Source organism: Pristimantibacillus sp. Z349TD_6 (assembly GCF_056173205.1).
Map to the genome: position 1 here is coordinate 7,765,992 of NZ_CM149662.1, position 16,982 is coordinate 7,782,973.

13 protein-coding genes are annotated in these 16,982 nt (G+C 46.0%); 8 read left to right on the forward strand and 5 right to left on the reverse strand.

Annotated features, from left to right (window positions below; all coding sequences use genetic code 11):
- Position 1 precedes the first annotated feature (1 nt).
- Positions 2–1,501 carry a DHA2 family efflux MFS transporter permease subunit gene (locus AC0VYE_RS33660; RefSeq protein ID WP_475445205.1) on the reverse strand — a complete coding sequence of 500 codons (1,500 nt, stop codon included), beginning with the start codon at positions 1,499–1,501 and terminating at the stop codon, positions 2–4.
- Positions 1,502–1,730: 229 nt separating this feature from the next.
- Here AC0VYE_RS33660 and AC0VYE_RS33665 point away from each other — a divergent pair, with 229 nt between their 5' ends.
- Entirely contained in the window at positions 1,731–2,342 is a 612-nt protein-coding gene (locus AC0VYE_RS33665) for a TetR/AcrR family transcriptional regulator (RefSeq protein ID WP_076266511.1), read from the forward strand.
- A gap of 107 nt (positions 2,343–2,449) precedes the next feature.
- Here the strand turns inward: AC0VYE_RS33665 and AC0VYE_RS33670 are convergent, their stop codons facing one another.
- The 3 genes from AC0VYE_RS33670 to AC0VYE_RS33680 all read right to left on the reverse strand — a co-directional run bounded on the left by AC0VYE_RS33670 (position 2,450) and on the right by AC0VYE_RS33680 (position 4,936).
- A complete protein-coding gene (locus tag AC0VYE_RS33670) occupies positions 2,450–2,947 on the reverse strand; it encodes a DUF2798 domain-containing protein (RefSeq protein ID WP_475445207.1) in 498 nt (165 codons plus the stop codon).
- Positions 2,948–3,020: 73 nt separating this feature from the next.
- On the reverse strand, positions 3,021–3,593 hold the full coding sequence (locus AC0VYE_RS33675; RefSeq protein ID WP_475445209.1) for a TetR/AcrR family transcriptional regulator: 573 nt from the start codon (positions 3,591–3,593) through the stop codon (positions 3,021–3,023).
- Positions 3,594–3,682: 89 nt separating this feature from the next.
- Positions 3,683–4,936, reverse strand: coding sequence for a helix-turn-helix domain-containing protein (locus tag AC0VYE_RS33680; RefSeq protein WP_475445210.1), 1,254 nt, complete (start codon positions 4,934–4,936; stop codon positions 3,683–3,685).
- Positions 4,937–5,088: 152 nt separating this feature from the next.
- Here AC0VYE_RS33680 and AC0VYE_RS33685 point away from each other — a divergent pair, with 152 nt between their 5' ends.
- Positions 5,089–5,844 carry an SDR family NAD(P)-dependent oxidoreductase gene (locus AC0VYE_RS33685; protein ID WP_076266514.1) on the forward strand — a complete coding sequence of 252 codons (756 nt, stop codon included), beginning with the start codon at positions 5,089–5,091 and terminating at the stop codon, positions 5,842–5,844.
- 185 nt (positions 5,845–6,029) lie between these two features.
- Here the strand turns inward: AC0VYE_RS33685 and AC0VYE_RS33690 are convergent, their stop codons facing one another.
- Positions 6,030–6,776, reverse strand: coding sequence for a glycoside hydrolase family 16 protein (locus AC0VYE_RS33690; RefSeq protein WP_475445212.1), 747 nt, complete (start codon positions 6,774–6,776; stop codon positions 6,030–6,032).
- A 147-nt stretch (positions 6,777–6,923) separates the two neighbouring features.
- Between AC0VYE_RS33690 and AC0VYE_RS33695 the strand changes: the two genes are divergently transcribed.
- From AC0VYE_RS33695 to AC0VYE_RS33720, 6 genes are all read left to right on the forward strand, one after another.
- Complete coding sequence (locus AC0VYE_RS33695; RefSeq protein ID WP_475445213.1) at positions 6,924–7,844, forward strand: ABC transporter permease; 921 nt, start codon at positions 6,924–6,926, stop codon at positions 7,842–7,844.
- An 18-nt stretch (positions 7,845–7,862) separates the two neighbouring features.
- Positions 7,863–8,747, forward strand: a complete 885-nt coding sequence (locus AC0VYE_RS33700; protein WP_475445215.1) for a carbohydrate ABC transporter permease — start codon at positions 7,863–7,865, stop codon at positions 8,745–8,747.
- A 79-nt stretch (positions 8,748–8,826) separates the two neighbouring features.
- Entirely contained in the window at positions 8,827–10,491 is a 1,665-nt protein-coding gene (locus tag AC0VYE_RS33705; RefSeq protein ID WP_475445218.1) for an extracellular solute-binding protein, read from the forward strand.
- Between the two features lie 144 nt (positions 10,492–10,635).
- Positions 10,636–12,474: a sensor histidine kinase gene (locus AC0VYE_RS33710; RefSeq protein WP_475445220.1), complete on the forward strand. Its 1,839-nt coding sequence runs from the start codon at positions 10,636–10,638 to the stop codon at positions 12,472–12,474.
- Positions 12,475–12,477: 3 nt separating this feature from the next.
- Positions 12,478–14,049: a response regulator transcription factor gene (locus AC0VYE_RS33715; protein WP_475445221.1), complete on the forward strand. Its 1,572-nt coding sequence runs from the start codon at positions 12,478–12,480 to the stop codon at positions 14,047–14,049.
- 194 nt (positions 14,050–14,243) lie between these two features.
- Positions 14,244–16,871, forward strand: coding sequence for a family 16 glycosylhydrolase (locus AC0VYE_RS33720; protein WP_475445222.1), 2,628 nt, complete (start codon positions 14,244–14,246; stop codon positions 16,869–16,871).
- Positions 16,872–16,982 lie beyond the last annotated feature (111 nt).

Here is a 16,982-nt window from a genome sequence, read left to right on the forward strand (position 1 = left end):
CTTACGCCTCAACAGCCGTTTTTCGGTTCAGAGCTATTTTAGTTTCTTCTACTTCCTCAGCTTGCCCTACACGCTTAATGAAGAAGGAAAGCACCAGACCTACTACTCCGATTCCAATGATGACAAGATAAGCATCATTAATACCTTGAATAGAAGCCTCCATCATAATATGCTCCTTCGAAAAATTAGCCGCGTCGCCTGCTGCAGACATATCTATAAGATGTGCTTTTGTACGGCTAGCCATAACCGTAACAAGCAGTGAAGTACCTATCGCGCCAGCTACCTGCTTGATGGTATTGGATATCGCAGTACCGTGCGCATTTAGTCTTGCTGGCAGTTGGTTGAGACCAGCCGTAGTGATTGGCATCAGGAACATTGCCATACCGAAGCGGCGTCCTGTGGACATCAGCACTAAATACGTATAACTAGTCGAATCGGTCAAATTAACGAAGCCGATCGTTGTGATAATCGTAATAGCCATACCGATAATGGACAGCCATTTTGCTCCAAACCGGTCGAATAGCTTTCCGGTTATCGGCATCATTAGTCCCATTAGAAGCGCGCCAGGGAGCATAAGCAAGCCTGACTCCAAAGCGGTGTATCCACGTGCACTTTGCAAATAGAGTGGAAGCAGCATCATATCTGCATACATGACCATGGTTACAGCAATATTAATAATGGTGGTTAGGGAAAACATGCTGTATTTAAAAGCTCTTAGGTCCAGAAGCGGATCCTTCGAAATCAGCTGTCTCCATGTAAACAAAATCAAGGCAACCACACCCGTAACAAGCGATGCAATCACTTCCGCGCTTGACCAGCCTTTGCTTCCTGCACTGCTGAAGCCATAAAGAACGGTACCAAATCCAACTGTTGACAGAATGACACTCAAAATATCGATTTTAGGATAAGTTCGTTCAGCTACATTTTTCAGGAAAATATAAGCAACTACAATAATGATGGCGACAATTGGTAGCATTCCATAAAACATCGTACGCCACGAATAATGCTCCATGACATAACCAGCGATTGCAGGTCCAATTGCAGGAGCAAAAATAATAGACAAACCAACCATTCCCATAGCAGCTCCGCGCTTATCCGGAGGAAATACAGTCAGAATAACATTCATTAACAGCGGCATAATAATCCCCGCTCCAGCGGCTTGAATAAGGCGGCCAGTTAGCAAAATGTCGAAGTTAGGCGCAACTGCCGAAACAATCGTACCGACGAGAAAAATGATCATGGAAGACTGAAACAGCTCACGGGTCGTAAACCGCTGCATTAGGAATGCAGTGATTGGAATAAGCACTCCGTTAACCAGCATGTATCCGGTTGTCAGCCACTGTGCTGTAGACGCCTCAATGTTAAAGTCAATCATCAACTCCGGCAGCGCAACGCTCATTATCGTCTGATTCAGAACTGCGATGAACGCACCCAGTATCATGACAAACAATAAGGGACCTTTCTTAATTGAATTACTGTCAAAAGCTAAACTTGTACTCATGATGTTCAATCCCTTCAAATTGTTCGTGAATTTAATTAACACTTTGTAGTATAATAAACTCAATGTAAAAGATTATAATTACATCGCGCCTAATTTACAAACTACAGATTTTTTGAAAATGTTTATTAGTTTACAGATCATCAGATTCTGTCGTCTATACCGAGAATAAACTACATAAAGAACTATACTTGTAGTTTAAATAATCTGTAGGGAAAGGAAATGAGTACCTATGTCAACTACCTCACCGCGAATGGATCCACGTGTACTTCGCACGCGTCAATTGATTCGAGATGCCTTTGTAGATTTGCTGCAGGAGACGGACCTAGAAAAAATAACTGTGAATCGTATTGCAGAACGCGCGACCATCAATCGTGTTACTTTCTATCTTCATTACCGAGATATTCCGGAAATGCTTGAGAGATTATCAGACGACATGATTAATGAAATACATACTATTCTTCATGATATTCGAAATCAGCCTCGTTCTACTGATTTGGATTGGTCCATTCTACTTAAAGTGCTCGAGCATATTGCTGAGAATTCTAAGTTTTATAAGGTTCTGCTCGCTTCGCAGCGCATACCAATCTTCACGGATAAGCTTTCGAATTTAATTGTTGATCTTATCACCAGCAGAAGAGAGTACCAAAACACCAACTCATCTAAACCGGCGGTAATCGTATCCAAAGATATTGCAATCTGGTACGGCTCCTCCGCCTTTATTGGTACAATTGTCTGCTGGCTTCGCAATGATATGCCTTATACGCCGCTTTTTCTTGCCAAGCAGCTCTCTCAGCTGTTCCGTTTGCATCAAAATACGGACCAGCGCGTAGATCTGGAATAACTTCTCCGAAAACATAAATAAGCTCTCAGTCGAACGAATCAGTTCTACTGAGAGCTTATTTATGTTTTCAGTATTGTTGCTTTAATTGCTATATGGTTGCGGTGACATCAACATTTCATCATCTTTTTGTCTTGGACAGCATGTAGCTTTACCATCGCTAATCGCGCAATCGGTTGAATAACTAAGCTCTCAGCGATTAGTACAATTAAGAAGTTCCTTGGCCAGTTGGTTAAGAAGTTGCTAAAAATTTCTGAACTAAAACCGTTTCCTACAATATGACCAATAAGCGTCATACAAGCTGACATTCCTAGTACAGTAAATAAGATACGGAACATAATTTTGGAATTAAAGCTGTCCGTAGGTTCAGTAAATTTATCAACCAATTTTTCAGCGATACGGCCAATAAACACAGGCTCCAAAATCATGACAATAATCCACATGATCGGCAGCGTTTTAAGAATCATGAAGGCAACTTCTGCATTAAATTCTCGGGAAGCTAAAACTATATTTAATGACGTCATAAACAGAACGGTCATTGTACAAATAATTGCACCATACAATGCTCCCTCTTTTCCGTTTCTCGGCAATCTTGTTTCTAAGTTCATTCTTTTCTTCCTTTCAAAAAACTTTTCTTTGTTTAATCATTCGATAAATACAGATCAGGTACAGTCAACATAACTAATTTTCTGTATTAAAGGTCTTCAATACATTTGGCAACATTTTAGCGATCGTTCTTAAGGGAGTCGATGATTTTTGCGTTAAACAAAGCAGCATAGCACCTTCGATTGTAGCAGTCATCATCAATGCAATAGCAGCAGCTGACTCATCAGAATAATCTTCAGCTACAAGTTTCGCATAGTAAATATGTTGAATATTTTCATACAGCACACTGCATGCTTTTCGGACAGGCTCACTCACTGTGCCCATTTCACTGACAATACTGCTAAATGTATAACCGGTAATCGTACCGTCCGTTTCTAAGTTGTGAATTAGTTTTTCGATCATGCCTTGTGTGGCTTCTATGGTTGATGGATACCTTCTAAAAATATTTTCGATATCTGTCGTAATGGCTTCGTTTAAAGCTTGCAAACAAGCAATTAACAGCTCTTCTTTACCATTTTGAAAATGATGATACAGCGCTCCTTTTGTAACGTTGCAGACTTTTAAAATTTCATTTAGACCTACACTTTTGTATCCCTTTTGCTGAAATAGGACGGTAGCCTTCTCGATGATTAGCGATTTTGTATTCAATTTAAAACACCTCCCCCAAAAACATACCGACTGGTCTGTTTGGTATTATAACAAAATATTTATCCCCGATGTAAGTGTTTTTTTACACTTCATTCCGAATATTTTTGCGCCGGACGCCTTTCGCTCTTCCGATATGCCTTCGGCGACATGCCATTCCACTTTTTAAATACCTTGTTGAAATAGCTTTGATCGTTGAAGTTCAGCCATGCTGCGATATCGGCAATCGGGTAATCGGTCAGTGTGAGCAGCCTCTTCGCTTCCTCAATCCGTTCACGCTGGACATACTCGGAAATAGTCAGTCCAACCTCCTTCTTGAACAAGCTCGACAAGTAGTTGGGGCTAAGATTCGCACTCTCGGCTAGCCGTTCAAGAGTAATGTCACCGTATAGATGGTTAGCGATTTCGTGAAGACTATCCTGTATTGCGGGTGAGTAGTGACCCCGGCGAACCTCCGAGACCCGGTCAACGAAGTCGAACAGCACCTCGGTCATGATGGCGCTTATCGCTTGCAGCGTATCCTTCTCCTCCAGCTGCTGAATATAGAAATCACTCAGCGTAAACGCATCCTCCTCGTGCATTCCTCCTTCAATTGCAGCTCGGCAAATCAGGGCGATTCCCGTAATCATCAGGTTCTTCTCGCTTCGAATCCTGCTCCGCTTGGCCAGCACGCCAAACTCGTCCTCGGCAATGATGGATTCCATGACGAATGTTCTTATTCTCTCCCGCTCTCCGCTACGCACATAATGCAGCATGACACGCTCATGCGACAGGTTGGCGTGCAGCATACCGCTTCGACGTCTTCGCGACAGCTCAGCATCCGGCTCTTTCTTCTCCACAACCGGTTCCTGCATCGACATTGCATCCGCTAGAAGACTAATCGACGAATCAACGAGCTGCCTGCGAAGCACATAATAAATCATTCGGCTACATGCGGCTATGCGCTCCGTGGAGAGCAGAGCAATCTCTTCGTACAACTCCAGTAAGTGCCTCCGGTTATCAATGGGTAGGGAGCTTATTGTCTCGTTCCATTCACCCTCTTGCGGCTGTTCATTCATGTACGGACCAACGACAAGCGTACCAGTAAGCTGGTTCTCATCCATCGCATTTACAAAAAAATATTGGAGCCGTGATCGGGTAAAATGAACCGGCTGCTCTGCAGCATAAAGCGCATAAGCGTAGCCCGCCACCTGTTCACGAATGGACGTAAAGTAAGGATTAGACTGAAGCGAACGGTCAGCATATTCCGCTTCAATTGTCCGACCCGGATGAATGATAAATACAGGGATTCCAATCACATCAGAGAGAAGCTGGCCAAAAACAACCAGTTCAGAGAGCTTATTCATACGAACCTCCATAGGGTACGATTAAGGTTAAAAAAGAAGATGATAAGAAAGTACTACAAATCGTTGATAAATACAATTTTCATAAATGAAAGCGCATTACAATGAAGAAGGCAAAGATCCTTTGCTATTACACTCGAAAGGGATGAACTCATATGTTGGAAAATAAAATAGCTATCGTTACTGGAGCAGGAAGCGGCATCGGCCGTGCAAGCAGCTTGAAAATGGCCAGCAACGGCGCAACGATTGTCGCTGTTGATTTTAATCAGGAGTCCGGTCAAGAGACGGTTCGAATGATTCAGGAACAGGGCGGCGAAGCCATCTTCGTACCGGCCGACGTGTCAAAAAGCGAGGATGTTCAGCGTTATGTAAAAGCGGCCGTCGATACTTACGGACGTATCGATATTTTCTTCAACAATGCCGGCGTTGTACAGAAGTTCTCGAAGCTCGCTGATATTGATGAGAACGAGTTCGACCGAATTATGAACGTTAATGTCCGGGGCGTCTTCCTCGGCATGAAATATGTATTAAAGGTAATGGAGGAGCAAGAAAGCGGAACGATCATTAATACCGCTTCGACAGCTGGAGTCAAAAGTGAGCACAGCGCATCCGCTTATTCCGCAAGCAAACATGCGGTTGTCGGTCTTACGAAAGGTGCGGCAATCGAGTATGTGAAAAAAGGTATCCGTATCAACGGCATTTGTCCAGGTGGCGTGGAAACGGCTCTGACGAAGAGTGTAGAACAGGCTTTCATGTCCGGTGGATATGTACCAGAGGAAGTCGGAAATATGCGTATGGGTCGCTATGCTAAGCCGGACGAGCTGGCGGAGGTCGTCACATTCCTTGCTTCCGATCGCTCCAGCTACATGACGGGCTCCATCGTACTGGTCGATGGTGGGCTGACGCTTTAAACGAATGAAAATGCTTCTTTACTGAATTCAAACCGTTCTAAGTATACGCGAGTAAAGTTCCCCCCATCCAGACTATAGCGAAAATAGGGCATTCCCAATACGGGTATGCCCTATTATTCTTGGCTTTACAGTTGTAACTCCGTCTATTCTTCTTCCCCCAAAAATGACCCCAAGCAGCTATTTTTTCAACTTTGATACAGCCATATGTTTGAAACCGTCATGACCGCTGGCAGCGCTGTTTCATCCACAGCTACATCGTCATACCAGCCCCCAACAGCAAGGTTAAGCACCAAATAAAAAGGCTCGTCAAAGGGCATAATGCCCGGCTCCATAGGGCGCTCGGCGAAGCAATGCCCATCTACCAGCCACCTTATGGAGCCAGCATCCCATTCCAGTGAATAATCACGGAATTCGTTAATGGTTCCCTGTTCAAGCTGGTAGGAGAACTCATCGGTAATTTTATGGTCCCAATCCTTCCCGTAGTGCAGCGTTCCGGATACTTGCCTCGGCAAGCGGCCTTTAGCTTCCATAATGTCAATCTCGCCAGAGGCAGGCCAAGGACCGTAAGCCTGATGCTGCGGGAGCAGCCATATGGCTGGCCATAACCCCTGTCCTACTGGCAGCTTTGCGCGAACGATAAGCTTTCCATAGCAGAAGGAGAGGTGGTCTTTTGTATCTATGCGGGCCGAGGTGTACGCAAATTGCCGACCGTCTTTTTCAATGGCTTCACGTCGCGCGCATAGGTTTAGCCCCAATTCATCGATATATAGATTGTTAGCATGTCCGGTATAAAACTGCTGTTCCCCATTGCCCCAGCCCGGGTCTATTGGTTTGCCATCGTTATCAAGCAAATCGTTGCCAAGTCGAATGTTCCATGCGCTCAAATCGGTATTTCTATTTATAAAATCCTGCTCCCATAAAAGTTTGCCCATCCCATGCACACTCCCTTCATTTATTCACAGCATACTTAATTTTGACACCCAGTCAAACAAATCCAAAAAAATGGGATAGGGTCAAAAATCATGGCCTTTTTTTCCTAGGTCTATTTTCATACGATGAAAAGGAAGGGGGCGCAGAACATGTTTCAAAACAGGACGGGACAAATAAAAACTTTTTTTAGGCAATGGCAATTGCAAAGCATGGTAATCCCAGGCATTATATGGATGTTCATCTTTTGTTATATTCCAATGTTTTGGCTGATTATTGCATTTATGGACTTCAGTATCGCCAAGCCCATGCTGCAATCACCCTTTGTAGGGCTGAAACACTTTCAAGATTTTATTACGGATGACCGTTTTTGGCGCTCGATCCGCAATACTCTAGGGATGAGCAGCATCAAGCTGCTTCTAGGTTTTCCCATTCCCATCTTTTTCGCCCTGATGCTTAATGAAATACGGACGATTCGATTTAAGCGCACAGTACAAACCATTTCATACCTTCCGCACTTTATTGCCTGGACCATTTTTGGCGGCATTATGCTCAATTGGCTGGGCGAGGGCGGTGTCATCAACCAACTGATGATGGCGCTCGGATTGCAGGATCGCGAAATTTTGTTTAATAGTGACGCTAAATATTTTTGGTGGATTACCTATTTCTCCGATACGCTGAAGGAAACGGGCTGGAGTGCCATCATTTATATCGCTGCAATCGCTGGCATTGATCCAGGGCTATACGAGGCAGCGGAGCTCGATGGCGCCAACCGTTGGCAGCGGATGTGGCATATTACCATTCAGAGCATTCGTCCTACCATCGCTATTTTGTTCATCCTCGCTGTCAGCGGGATACTCGGCAGCAACTTTGAACAGATCTTTATGCTGAAGAACAACATGAACATGAAGATGGCCGAAAGCCTAGATTTGTACATCTATAACATGGGCTTGGTATCTGGGCGCCATTCCTTCTCAACAGCCGTCTTATTTGTCCGCTCCATTGTGGCGTTAGGGCTATTATTTTTGGCCAATTACACATCCAAGAAATTAACTGGCGACAGCATTTTTTAAGAAAGGGAGGGCAGATACATGGAAAGACGCAGAAGATTGCGGCGAATTGGCGTATTTGAGGTGTGCAATGCGCTGCTGATGCTGGCAGTTTGCTTCATTACGCTGTACCCGATGTGGTTTGTATTTATGAATTCGCTTAATGCACCGGAGCAAGCCATGCTGGGCACCGTAAACTGGTTTCCAAAGGAATTTTCACTAGCCAGCTACAGTGTTGTATTCAATGATAAAAGTCTAATGCACGGCTTCTACATTACTACGCTGCGCACGGTGATAGGAACAGCGGTACATGTGTTATTTACCGCCATTGTGGCTTATGGAATGAGTAAATCCAACTTAATCGGCCGCAAAATCTATCTCAAAATCGCCTTGATTACAATGTTGTTTTCAGGCGGCTTAATCCCTTCCTTTATTCTGATGACAAAGCTGGGCCTTTACGACAGCTTTTGGGTATTCATCATCCCGGCTATGTACACTTTTTTCAATATGGTTATATTCATGAGCTTCTTCCGCACGATTCCCGATAGCCTAGAGGAATCCGCAAAGGTAGACGGTGCTTCGGATTATGGCGTTCTGTTTCGAATCGTATTGCCTAACAGCATGGCCGTACTGGCTACCATATCGCTTTTCTCAGCCGTCTATCACTGGAATGATTATTATCAGGGCGTAATCTACATTCGCTCGCAGGATCAGCTGCCTATGCAAACCATACTGTACAAAATCATTGCAGAGAACTCCATGTCCTTCATGCAGCAGCAAGCCATGGCTCAATTCGGCGCAAGACTGCCTGGCAACTCCATCAAATTTGCATCGATGATGGTGGCAACGCTGCCAATTCTCGTGTTCTATCCCTTTATTCAGCGCTATCTGGTCAAAGGCGTAATGATTGGCGCGATTAAAGGGTAAGTGCTGTGCGTTTCTCTAAGAATCGTTAGCGAGGCGTATGGGGCCTATAAAAAAACAGTAAAGAAAGGGTGTTCATGTCATGAAGCACAACCTCATCAAGCTAAGCATGGTAATTGTTTTAGCCGTAATACTTACATTAGGCTTGGCCGCGTGTACCAAATCGGAGAATAACGAAAATAAGCCGACCTCAACCCCTGCGGAAAGTACCGAGCAGCCACAAGGCGAATCAACGCCAAGCCCCGAACAGCCTGCTTGGCAGCTGGATACCAGCCCAGTCGAGCTATCTTGGTTCGTAGGCGCATCCTGGTATGCCCACAGCTGGGGAGAGAGCTTGACTTCCAAGTACGTAACCGAAAAAACAGGCGTCAATATTAAGCTCGAAGTACCTTCTGGTGAAGCAAATGAGCATATTACCTTAATGATGACCTCTGGCAAGCTGCCAGACTTAATTTCTATGGGCTCTTGGGAAAACGCTGTCAAGAAACTATGGGAAGGCGACCATGTATATGCTTTAAATGAATTGGCAGAACAGTATGATCCCTACTTCTTCAAGGTGGCGGGAGACGGCACCCTGAAGTGGTATCGTCAAGAAAATGGCAATACGTATGGCATTCCGAATGATTCCTACAGCCCTAATCTCATGCATGAAACAGGCATGACAGCCGCCAACCAAACCTTTTTGGTGAGAAAAGATCTGTATGAGGAGATGGGCAAACCAGATTTGAGTACGCCGGAGGGCTTTCTAAATGCACTGCAGCTGCTCAAGGATAAGTATCCCGAGTATAAAGGCCAACCGATTAGTCCCTTCTTTGCACAGGGGAATGTTCCTTATGGGATGAGTGAATACCTGCAAAATCTACTCGCTGTTCCGCATGAAAAAGACGGCAAAGTCTACGACCGCATTACCGATCCAGATTACCTCGCTTGGCTGAAAACCTTCCGCACAGCATACGAGCGTGGACTGATCAATGTGGATTTCCTAGTGGACTCCGATACGCAAGTAGAGGAAAAAACGAACAACGCCCGCTACTTCATGATGATTCGCGAGTGGACGGGAATGACGGCTGTCAATCCGATGCTGGCCGCAAGCGGGAACCCGGATTCCAACTATATTGCAGTAGATGGACCGCAGAACAGTAAGGGTGATTCTGCGAAACTGTTCCCTGGCAACATGGACGGCTGGATGGTTACAATGATCAGCAAATCAACTAAAAATCCTGAACGTGCTATCCGCTTCCTGACGTACCTAGCTAGTGAAGAAGGTCAACGAGACTTATTCCTTGGCAAGGAGGGCGAGACGTGGGAAATGGTGAGCGGCAAGCCGCAGTTAAAGGCTGACATGGTTAAATTGCTTGAAACGGATATTGAAAAGTTTGAAAAGGAATACGGCATTATGGATACCTACTGGATGATGCGGAACCCTGTTATTATCAACCAATGGAGACCGGAGAAAGCACCCGTCATTAAGCAAATGGAGGACTTCGCCAATGCGCAGGCCGATATTGACAGCGGCATCTACAAAGGCTTAGATCCACTGGGTGATTCTGAGGTAGCGGTAGCCTGGTCACGCATCTCACAAAATTGGGAGGAAGTGCTGCCTGAGCTGATTACGGCTAAGGATGAAGCAGCTTTTGATAAAATATTTGATAATTTTCTTGCCCGCCGCGTGAGCTACGGTTTCGACAAGGTGATGGAATATCGCCAAGCCGAGCTGGATGTACGAAAAGCAAAAATGGCGGAGTAATTACATCTATACGCTATTTACTGCCGGCTGCCGAAATGGTGGCCGGTATTTCCGGCTTTGCTTACACATTTGTAAGTAACGCCTTGTTACCTACCAGCCGGTTTGTAATATATGGTATATTACGGAGGTAGGGAGGACCGTTAAATGAAGTATATGCTGACCAAAATGAGAAAGCTTTACCGTAATGCCCGCATATCCCAAAAGCTGTTTCTGGCCTTTAGCCTAGTCATTGCGATCCCTGCCATTTTGGTGTCCTTTTTATTTATCCGTATACAGGAAGCCCAGTTATACAAAGACGCTATGGCCACCGGCAGCAGCCATGTCGCACGGCTGAACGAACAGCTGCGCAGCAAAATGGACATGTTTGAAAACGCTTCCTCAACAGCGCTGACTCAGAAGGCATTCGTGGATTTTATCCACTCCAATATGCGCGGGGATGGCCTCCGCCTCGTGAAATTTAAACAAAATCAATTTGAGCAGATGCATAATATCATTGAAAGCCATGAGATGATCAGTGAGCTCAGCTTTTATGTCGATAACCCGAACCTGTTCGAAATTTGGCCCGAAATCTATCATTATGACAAGTTTTGGCCGCAGGATTATTGGGAGACCCTTCGAGATGAAGGCGGCGCAGCATACCGTCTGTTTGCTTTTAAGGATGGCGAGCATACGCTAGCCTATTATCGATTGGTACGGCTTCAGGGTCAACAGAACAAGTTTCCTACCATTATGGAAATCCGTGCCGAGCACAGCGTATTTTTCAACGACCTGCTGGAGGAGAGCGGAGGGGATTTCTTCTCGGTTGTCATGGACGGAACAAATCCTTCCAAAAATATATATAATCCGCAGCATCTATTTTCTCAAACCGCTGGGGAGGGGCTGAATAGTATCCTTGGCAGCATTCATCGGCAGCTGGATGTACTTCAACAGGATAGCCCTATGAAGGTCCAAGTGGGAGATCAAACCTACTACGCGCTTTACCGTTATATCGCTCCACTGAACGCTTATGTTGTAGATATTGCTTCCCATCAAGCACTGATGAAGGGTCCGCGCAGCTGGTATGCCTTTGTGGTAGTCATTGCTTTATGTGTATTGCTCCTGATCATGCTGCTCGTATCCCATACGACCCGCCGCATTTTCCGCCGATTGGACAGCGTGTTATCTTCTATGCGTCAGGTGCGGAAAGGCCAATTGGATGCGAAGATTAATATCGGCCTCGATGAACACGAGACCGGTGATGAAATCGATGAGGTAGCCATCAGCTACAACAAAATGCTGGACGAAATTAGTCGTCTGATGACGCAGGTGGTGGATAAGCAGCTCGTTGCCAAAAACGCACAGCTGCACTCGCTCCATTCGCAGATCAATTCACACTTCTTGTATAACGCGCTGGAATCCATTCGGATGCTGGCGGAAGTTCAGAAGCAGCCTGCAATCGCCGATGCGCTCGTATCGTTAGGCTCACAGCTGCGCTACAGCATGCAGTGGCGCAGCGATACCGTCGCCCTCCGTGAGGAGCTCGCCAACATCGAAAGCTATATCAAATTCATTAACTTTATGGAGGGTGGCAGCATCGTATTGACGGCGGATCTCCCGCAGGAGGTGCTTCACTATGCTATTCCTAAAATGTGCATGCAGCCCATCGTTGAAAATGCGGTTCATCATGCGGCACCTTTAGGCGGCAGTGTACACATACAAATGACCGTACAAGTGGAGAATGACAGCCTATTACGAATTGAGATACGCGATGACGGTGCGGGTGTTGATCCGAAGATGCTGGCTAGTCTGCAAGCTGTGCTGAGCGGCGATTCAGATACGCCAATTGTGACCAGCAAAAACGGCCTCGGCCTCGAAAACGTGCATAAGCGCCTGCAGCTTCATTATGGCAAGGGCTGCGGTCTTTCAATTGACAGTGTACAGGGTGCTTATACCTGTGTAACCTTACGTTTGCCTTGGGAAAATGTGAATCTTGGAGGATGGTAGGGCATGATCAATATTCTAATTGTAGATGATCAAAAGCACATACGCGATGGCCTGCAGGCCATGCTGCGCCAATTTCCACTGCAGCTTGATGCTATTTATTGTGCCGCTAACGGAATTGAGGCGCTGCACTTATTGCGTCAGCATAACATTCATCTGGTGATTACCGATATTATGATGCCGGATATGGACGGACTGGCGCTAATGGAGCAAACCAAAGAAGAGCATCTCAACGTGGATTACCTCATAATTAGCGGGTATAGTGATTTTGCTTATGCCCAGAAAGCCATTGGGCTTGGGGCAAAAGGCTACCTGCTCAAGCCGGTAAAACGGGAGGATCTGCTTACCGCAGTAGAGCATATTGGTCAGGAAATACAGGCGCGGCAGGCCCTTTCCCGCAATATGGAGCATATGTCCCGCCGCGCTGAGGAGACAGACCGTAAAGAGCTTTGCATGTTTATGCAAGGCGCAGTGAACGATGAGGCATGGATTCGGCAGACTCAGCAGAAAAATTCAAAACTTTGGGATAATTACCGACTGTGCTTGCTGCGGGAAGAGTTGTGGATCAACCAACCGGGGGCAGACAGTGCCCATAGCATCGAATCTATTGCTTACCGTGTCTATGGCAGCCAAGGATATATATGCCTGCAGCACCGCCCATACCTGATTCTTGCGGTTGATGCGGCCACAGATACGAATGCTTTGCCTGCTGCACTTAAGGCAAGTCAGATTGATGCCACAGCGGCTATCACAGGACCTCAGCAAGGCTTAAAAGGGCTTCCCGGCAGCTATACACAGGTACTTGAACTATATCGCCATAGCTACTTGTTCCCTGATAAGAAATGCATCCTACCCGCGCATATAGATAGGCTGGAGTCGCAATGGGAAATTCCCTATGAAGAGCTATATGCCCTGTTTCAGCTTATTGGCACCAAAAACAGCGGGAAAATTGCCCAAGGCATTTCTACGCTATTCCACAAAAATGTGCTGCAGCGTTACCATATAAGGTACACACAGCAGTTATGCAGCGCAACGGTGCAGATGCTAGAGGAGTATGAGCGGGTGATCCGTCCCTACATGGGGGAAGAGGCGCTTGATATCGAATGCTTGCGGAATCTATTCGATTATCCGGGGATTCGAGATTATATTCAGGCGCTGCAGCAGCAGCTGCTTCGGCTGAACCAGTTTTATTATGATTACAAGTGCAGCTATCGCAAAACGCAGGACTTAAATGAAGCCATTCGTTTTATACACGAGTGTTACCATAAGCCGCTGGATCTAGCGATGGTTTCCAACCATGTGTCGCTTAATTACGCCTATTTTTCCAACCTATTTAAAAAGAATATTGGCAAAGGCTTTGCAGAATACCTGCGCGATGTGCGCCTAGATAAAGCCCGCCGCTTGCTAGCCGAAACCGATCATAAAATTATCGAGGTAGCCACCATGGTTGGCTATGAAAGCTACAAAAGCTTTACAAGAGCATTTCGCGATGTTATGAATATGCAGCCCACGGAGTACCGGCAGCTGATGCGGCGGAAGCTTGAAAGAGAAGGAAAATATCAGGGCAAAGCACTATAAGCCTTCAAAAATAATCAAAATCCAAAAAATTGGGTCATAACAAAAACAAATGGACCTTTCCAGCTGTTTATTGTATTCGATAGAATAAAGGTGCACTCCAATGTAAGCGGTTTCCTCCGAGAACTTACACAATCAATTGCCTCAAAATAAAAGGAGCCGCAGGAGTAACCATATTTTATTGAAGGAGGACAATAATGAAGGTACTTCACCATTCACAGAAACGGTTTAAGCAGAAGGTACTGAGCTTGTTCTTGGCGGTAGCGATGATGGCGAGCGTCGGGCTATTGCCATTTTCGAAAATTCAAACCGTCGATGCAGCAGGCACCACCGTTACCTCTATGGCTTACTTTTCAGCAGCAGATGGACCTGTCATTTCAAAATCAGGGGTTGGGCAAGCAAGCTACGGTTTCGTTATGCCTATATTTAACGGGGGCTCCGCCACATGGAACGATGTTTCCGATGACGTAGGCGTAAAAGTGAAGGTAGGGGGCAACTGGGTCAATATTGACAGTGCCAGCGGCTACGTCTATAACCAAAACTGGGGGCATTGGAACGACAGCGGCACGTATGGCTACTGGTTCACTCTGTCCGCAACAACAGAAATTCAGCTGTATTCTAAAGCTAATGGAACGACCCTTAACTACACGCTTGTGTTTCAAAATATAAACAAAACAACGATTACGGCTATGACCCCTACCCAAGGGCCACAAATTACAGCAGGCTTTACAGGAGGTGCAGGCTTTACTTATCCTACCTTTAACAATAATCCAGCCATTATTTATGAGGCCGTAGCGGATGATTTGAAGGTGTTTGTAAAACCCGTAAACAGCAGCACTTGGATTGATATCAACAATAATGCTGCCAGCGGCTGGATCTATGATAGCAACTTCGGTCAATTCACCGAAGGAGGCGGCGGCTTCTGGTTTACGGTAACGGAGTCGATCAACGTAAAACTTGAATCAAAAACCTCTTCGGCTAACGTCATTTATACGATAACCTTTAATCAACCCGTAAGAAATTCATATGTCATTACTCCCTACGATGGAACAACCTACACAGCAGATGCGAAAGGCGTCATCGGCATACCGCTGCCTAAAATCGATGGTGGCGCGCCAATAGGCACCGAGCTTGGAAAATTCGTATATCAAATTAATATCAACGGGCAATGGGTGGATATGGCGAATTCCAGCCAGAGCGGATTTTCATATTCCGGCAATGGTTACAATAACATGTCCGACGCCAATCAGTGGGGATATTGGGCCGACTATATCTATGGCCTTTGGTTCCAGCCTATCCAAGAAAATATGCAGATCCGTATCGGCTACCCATTAAATGGGCAAGCGGGCGGAAGTGTCGGCAGCAACTTCGTTAACTATACCTTTATCGGCAATCCAGATGCTCCACGTCCAGATGTATCCGATCATGACGATGTGGCAATCGGAACGCCAAGCGACCCAGCCATTGCGGGCATGAATCTCATCTGGCAGGATGAGTTTAGCGGTACAGCGCTCGATACGAACAAGTGGAACTATGAAACCGGCTATTATATCGGTAACGATCCCAACAGCTGGGGCTGGGGCAATGCAGAGCTGGAGCACTATACCAATAGTACACAAAATGTATTTGTACAGGACGGAAAGCTGAATATTCGGGCGTTAAACGATCCAAAATCGTTCCCGCAGGATCCAAGCCGGTATGCTCTATATTCCTCAGGCAAAATAAATACCAAAGATCATTTATCCTTCCAGTACGGCAGAGTGGATATTCGCGCGAAGCTGCCTACAGGCAATGGTGTCTGGCCTGCGCTCTGGATGCTTCCAAAAGATTCAGCTTACGGTGCATGGGCCGCATCTGGTGAAATTGATATTATGGAAGCCAAAGGACGTTTGCCTGGCACAACTAGCGGCGCTGTGCACTTTGGCGGACAATGGCCAGTGAATCGATATATTGCTGGGGAATATCATTTCTCGGAGGGGCAAACCTTTGCCAATGATTATCATGTGTATACGATGATCTGGGAAGAGGATAACATTAAATGGTACGTGGATGGGGAATTCTTCTTTAAAGTCTCCAGAGACCAATGGTACTCTGTAGCTGCACCAAACAATCCGAACGCTCCATTCGACCAGCCTTTCTACATCATTATGAATCTCGCGATCGGCGGTCATTTTGATGGCGGTTTAGCACCAAGTCCATCTGATATTCCTGCGACGATGCTGGTGGATTATGTGCGGGTTTATAAAGAAAACGGTGGCCAAAATCCTACGAACGTGCCTGTTACCGGTGTAACTTTAAACCAGAGCACTGCACAGCTGCAAGTAGGACAGAGTGTACAGTTAAACGCCAATGTTGCACCCTCTAATGCAACTAATAAACAGATCACTTGGAGCGTTTCGGGCAACAATATCGCTTCCGTAAATCAGAACGGTGTGGTGACAGGGCTCGCTCCAGGAACAACAACGGTTACGGCAACAACGGCTGACGGCAACAAAACAGCCAGCTCTGCCATCACGGTTGTACCCGCGCCATCAACCGTTATCGTCATTGGCGATGCGGTGCGCGGCCTGAAAAAAGCGGGCAATAACTTGACGTTTTATGTGAATGGCGCCACCTTTGCCGATTTGCACTATAAGATAAATAACGGCGCGCAGCAAAATGTAGCCATGACCTCAGCAGGAAACGGCAACTATACTTACCCTGTAAACAACCTGCAATCTGGGGATACCGTCGAATACTTCTTTACCTATAATCCGGGACAAGGCGCGCTGGATACACCATGGCTCACCTATATTCATGGGGTAACTCAAGGGACACCAGAATGAACTTGGCTTAATCCAGAATAGCAAGCGAGGCAGTAATCTCAAACAGGCGAGAGGGAATGTTCCCCCTCGCCTTTCCTATTTCTTCAACCATAAAGAGTGTCATACTCACAC

Excerpts from the sequence above, each read along its gene's own strand:
- AC0VYE_RS33660 (WP_475445205.1), bottom strand. The coding sequence starts at position 1,501 with ATGAGTACAAGTTTAGCTTTTGACAGTAATTCAATTAAGAAAGGTCCC.
- AC0VYE_RS33665 (WP_076266511.1), top strand. The coding sequence starts at position 1,731 with ATGTCAACTACCTCACCGCGAATGGATCCACGTGTACTTCGCACGCGT.
- AC0VYE_RS33670 (WP_475445207.1), bottom strand. The coding sequence starts at position 2,947 with ATGAACTTAGAAACAAGATTGCCGAGAAACGGAAAAGAGGGAGCATTG.
- AC0VYE_RS33680 (WP_475445210.1), bottom strand. The coding sequence starts at position 4,936 with ATGAATAAGCTCTCTGAACTGGTTGTTTTTGGCCAGCTTCTCTCTGAT.
- AC0VYE_RS33685 (WP_076266514.1), top strand. The coding sequence starts at position 5,089 with ATGTTGGAAAATAAAATAGCTATCGTTACTGGAGCAGGAAGCGGCATC.
- AC0VYE_RS33690 (WP_475445212.1), bottom strand. The coding sequence starts at position 6,776 with ATGGGCAAACTTTTATGGGAGCAGGATTTTATAAATAGAAATACCGAT.
- AC0VYE_RS33695 (WP_475445213.1), top strand. The coding sequence starts at position 6,924 with ATGTTTCAAAACAGGACGGGACAAATAAAAACTTTTTTTAGGCAATGG.
- AC0VYE_RS33700 (WP_475445215.1), top strand. The coding sequence starts at position 7,863 with ATGGAAAGACGCAGAAGATTGCGGCGAATTGGCGTATTTGAGGTGTGC.
- AC0VYE_RS33705 (WP_475445218.1), top strand. The coding sequence starts at position 8,827 with ATGAAGCACAACCTCATCAAGCTAAGCATGGTAATTGTTTTAGCCGTA.
- AC0VYE_RS33710 (WP_475445220.1), top strand. The coding sequence starts at position 10,636 with ATGAAGTATATGCTGACCAAAATGAGAAAGCTTTACCGTAATGCCCGC.
- AC0VYE_RS33715 (WP_475445221.1), top strand. The coding sequence starts at position 12,478 with ATGATCAATATTCTAATTGTAGATGATCAAAAGCACATACGCGATGGC.
- AC0VYE_RS33720 (WP_475445222.1), top strand. The coding sequence starts at position 14,244 with ATGAAGGTACTTCACCATTCACAGAAACGGTTTAAGCAGAAGGTACTG.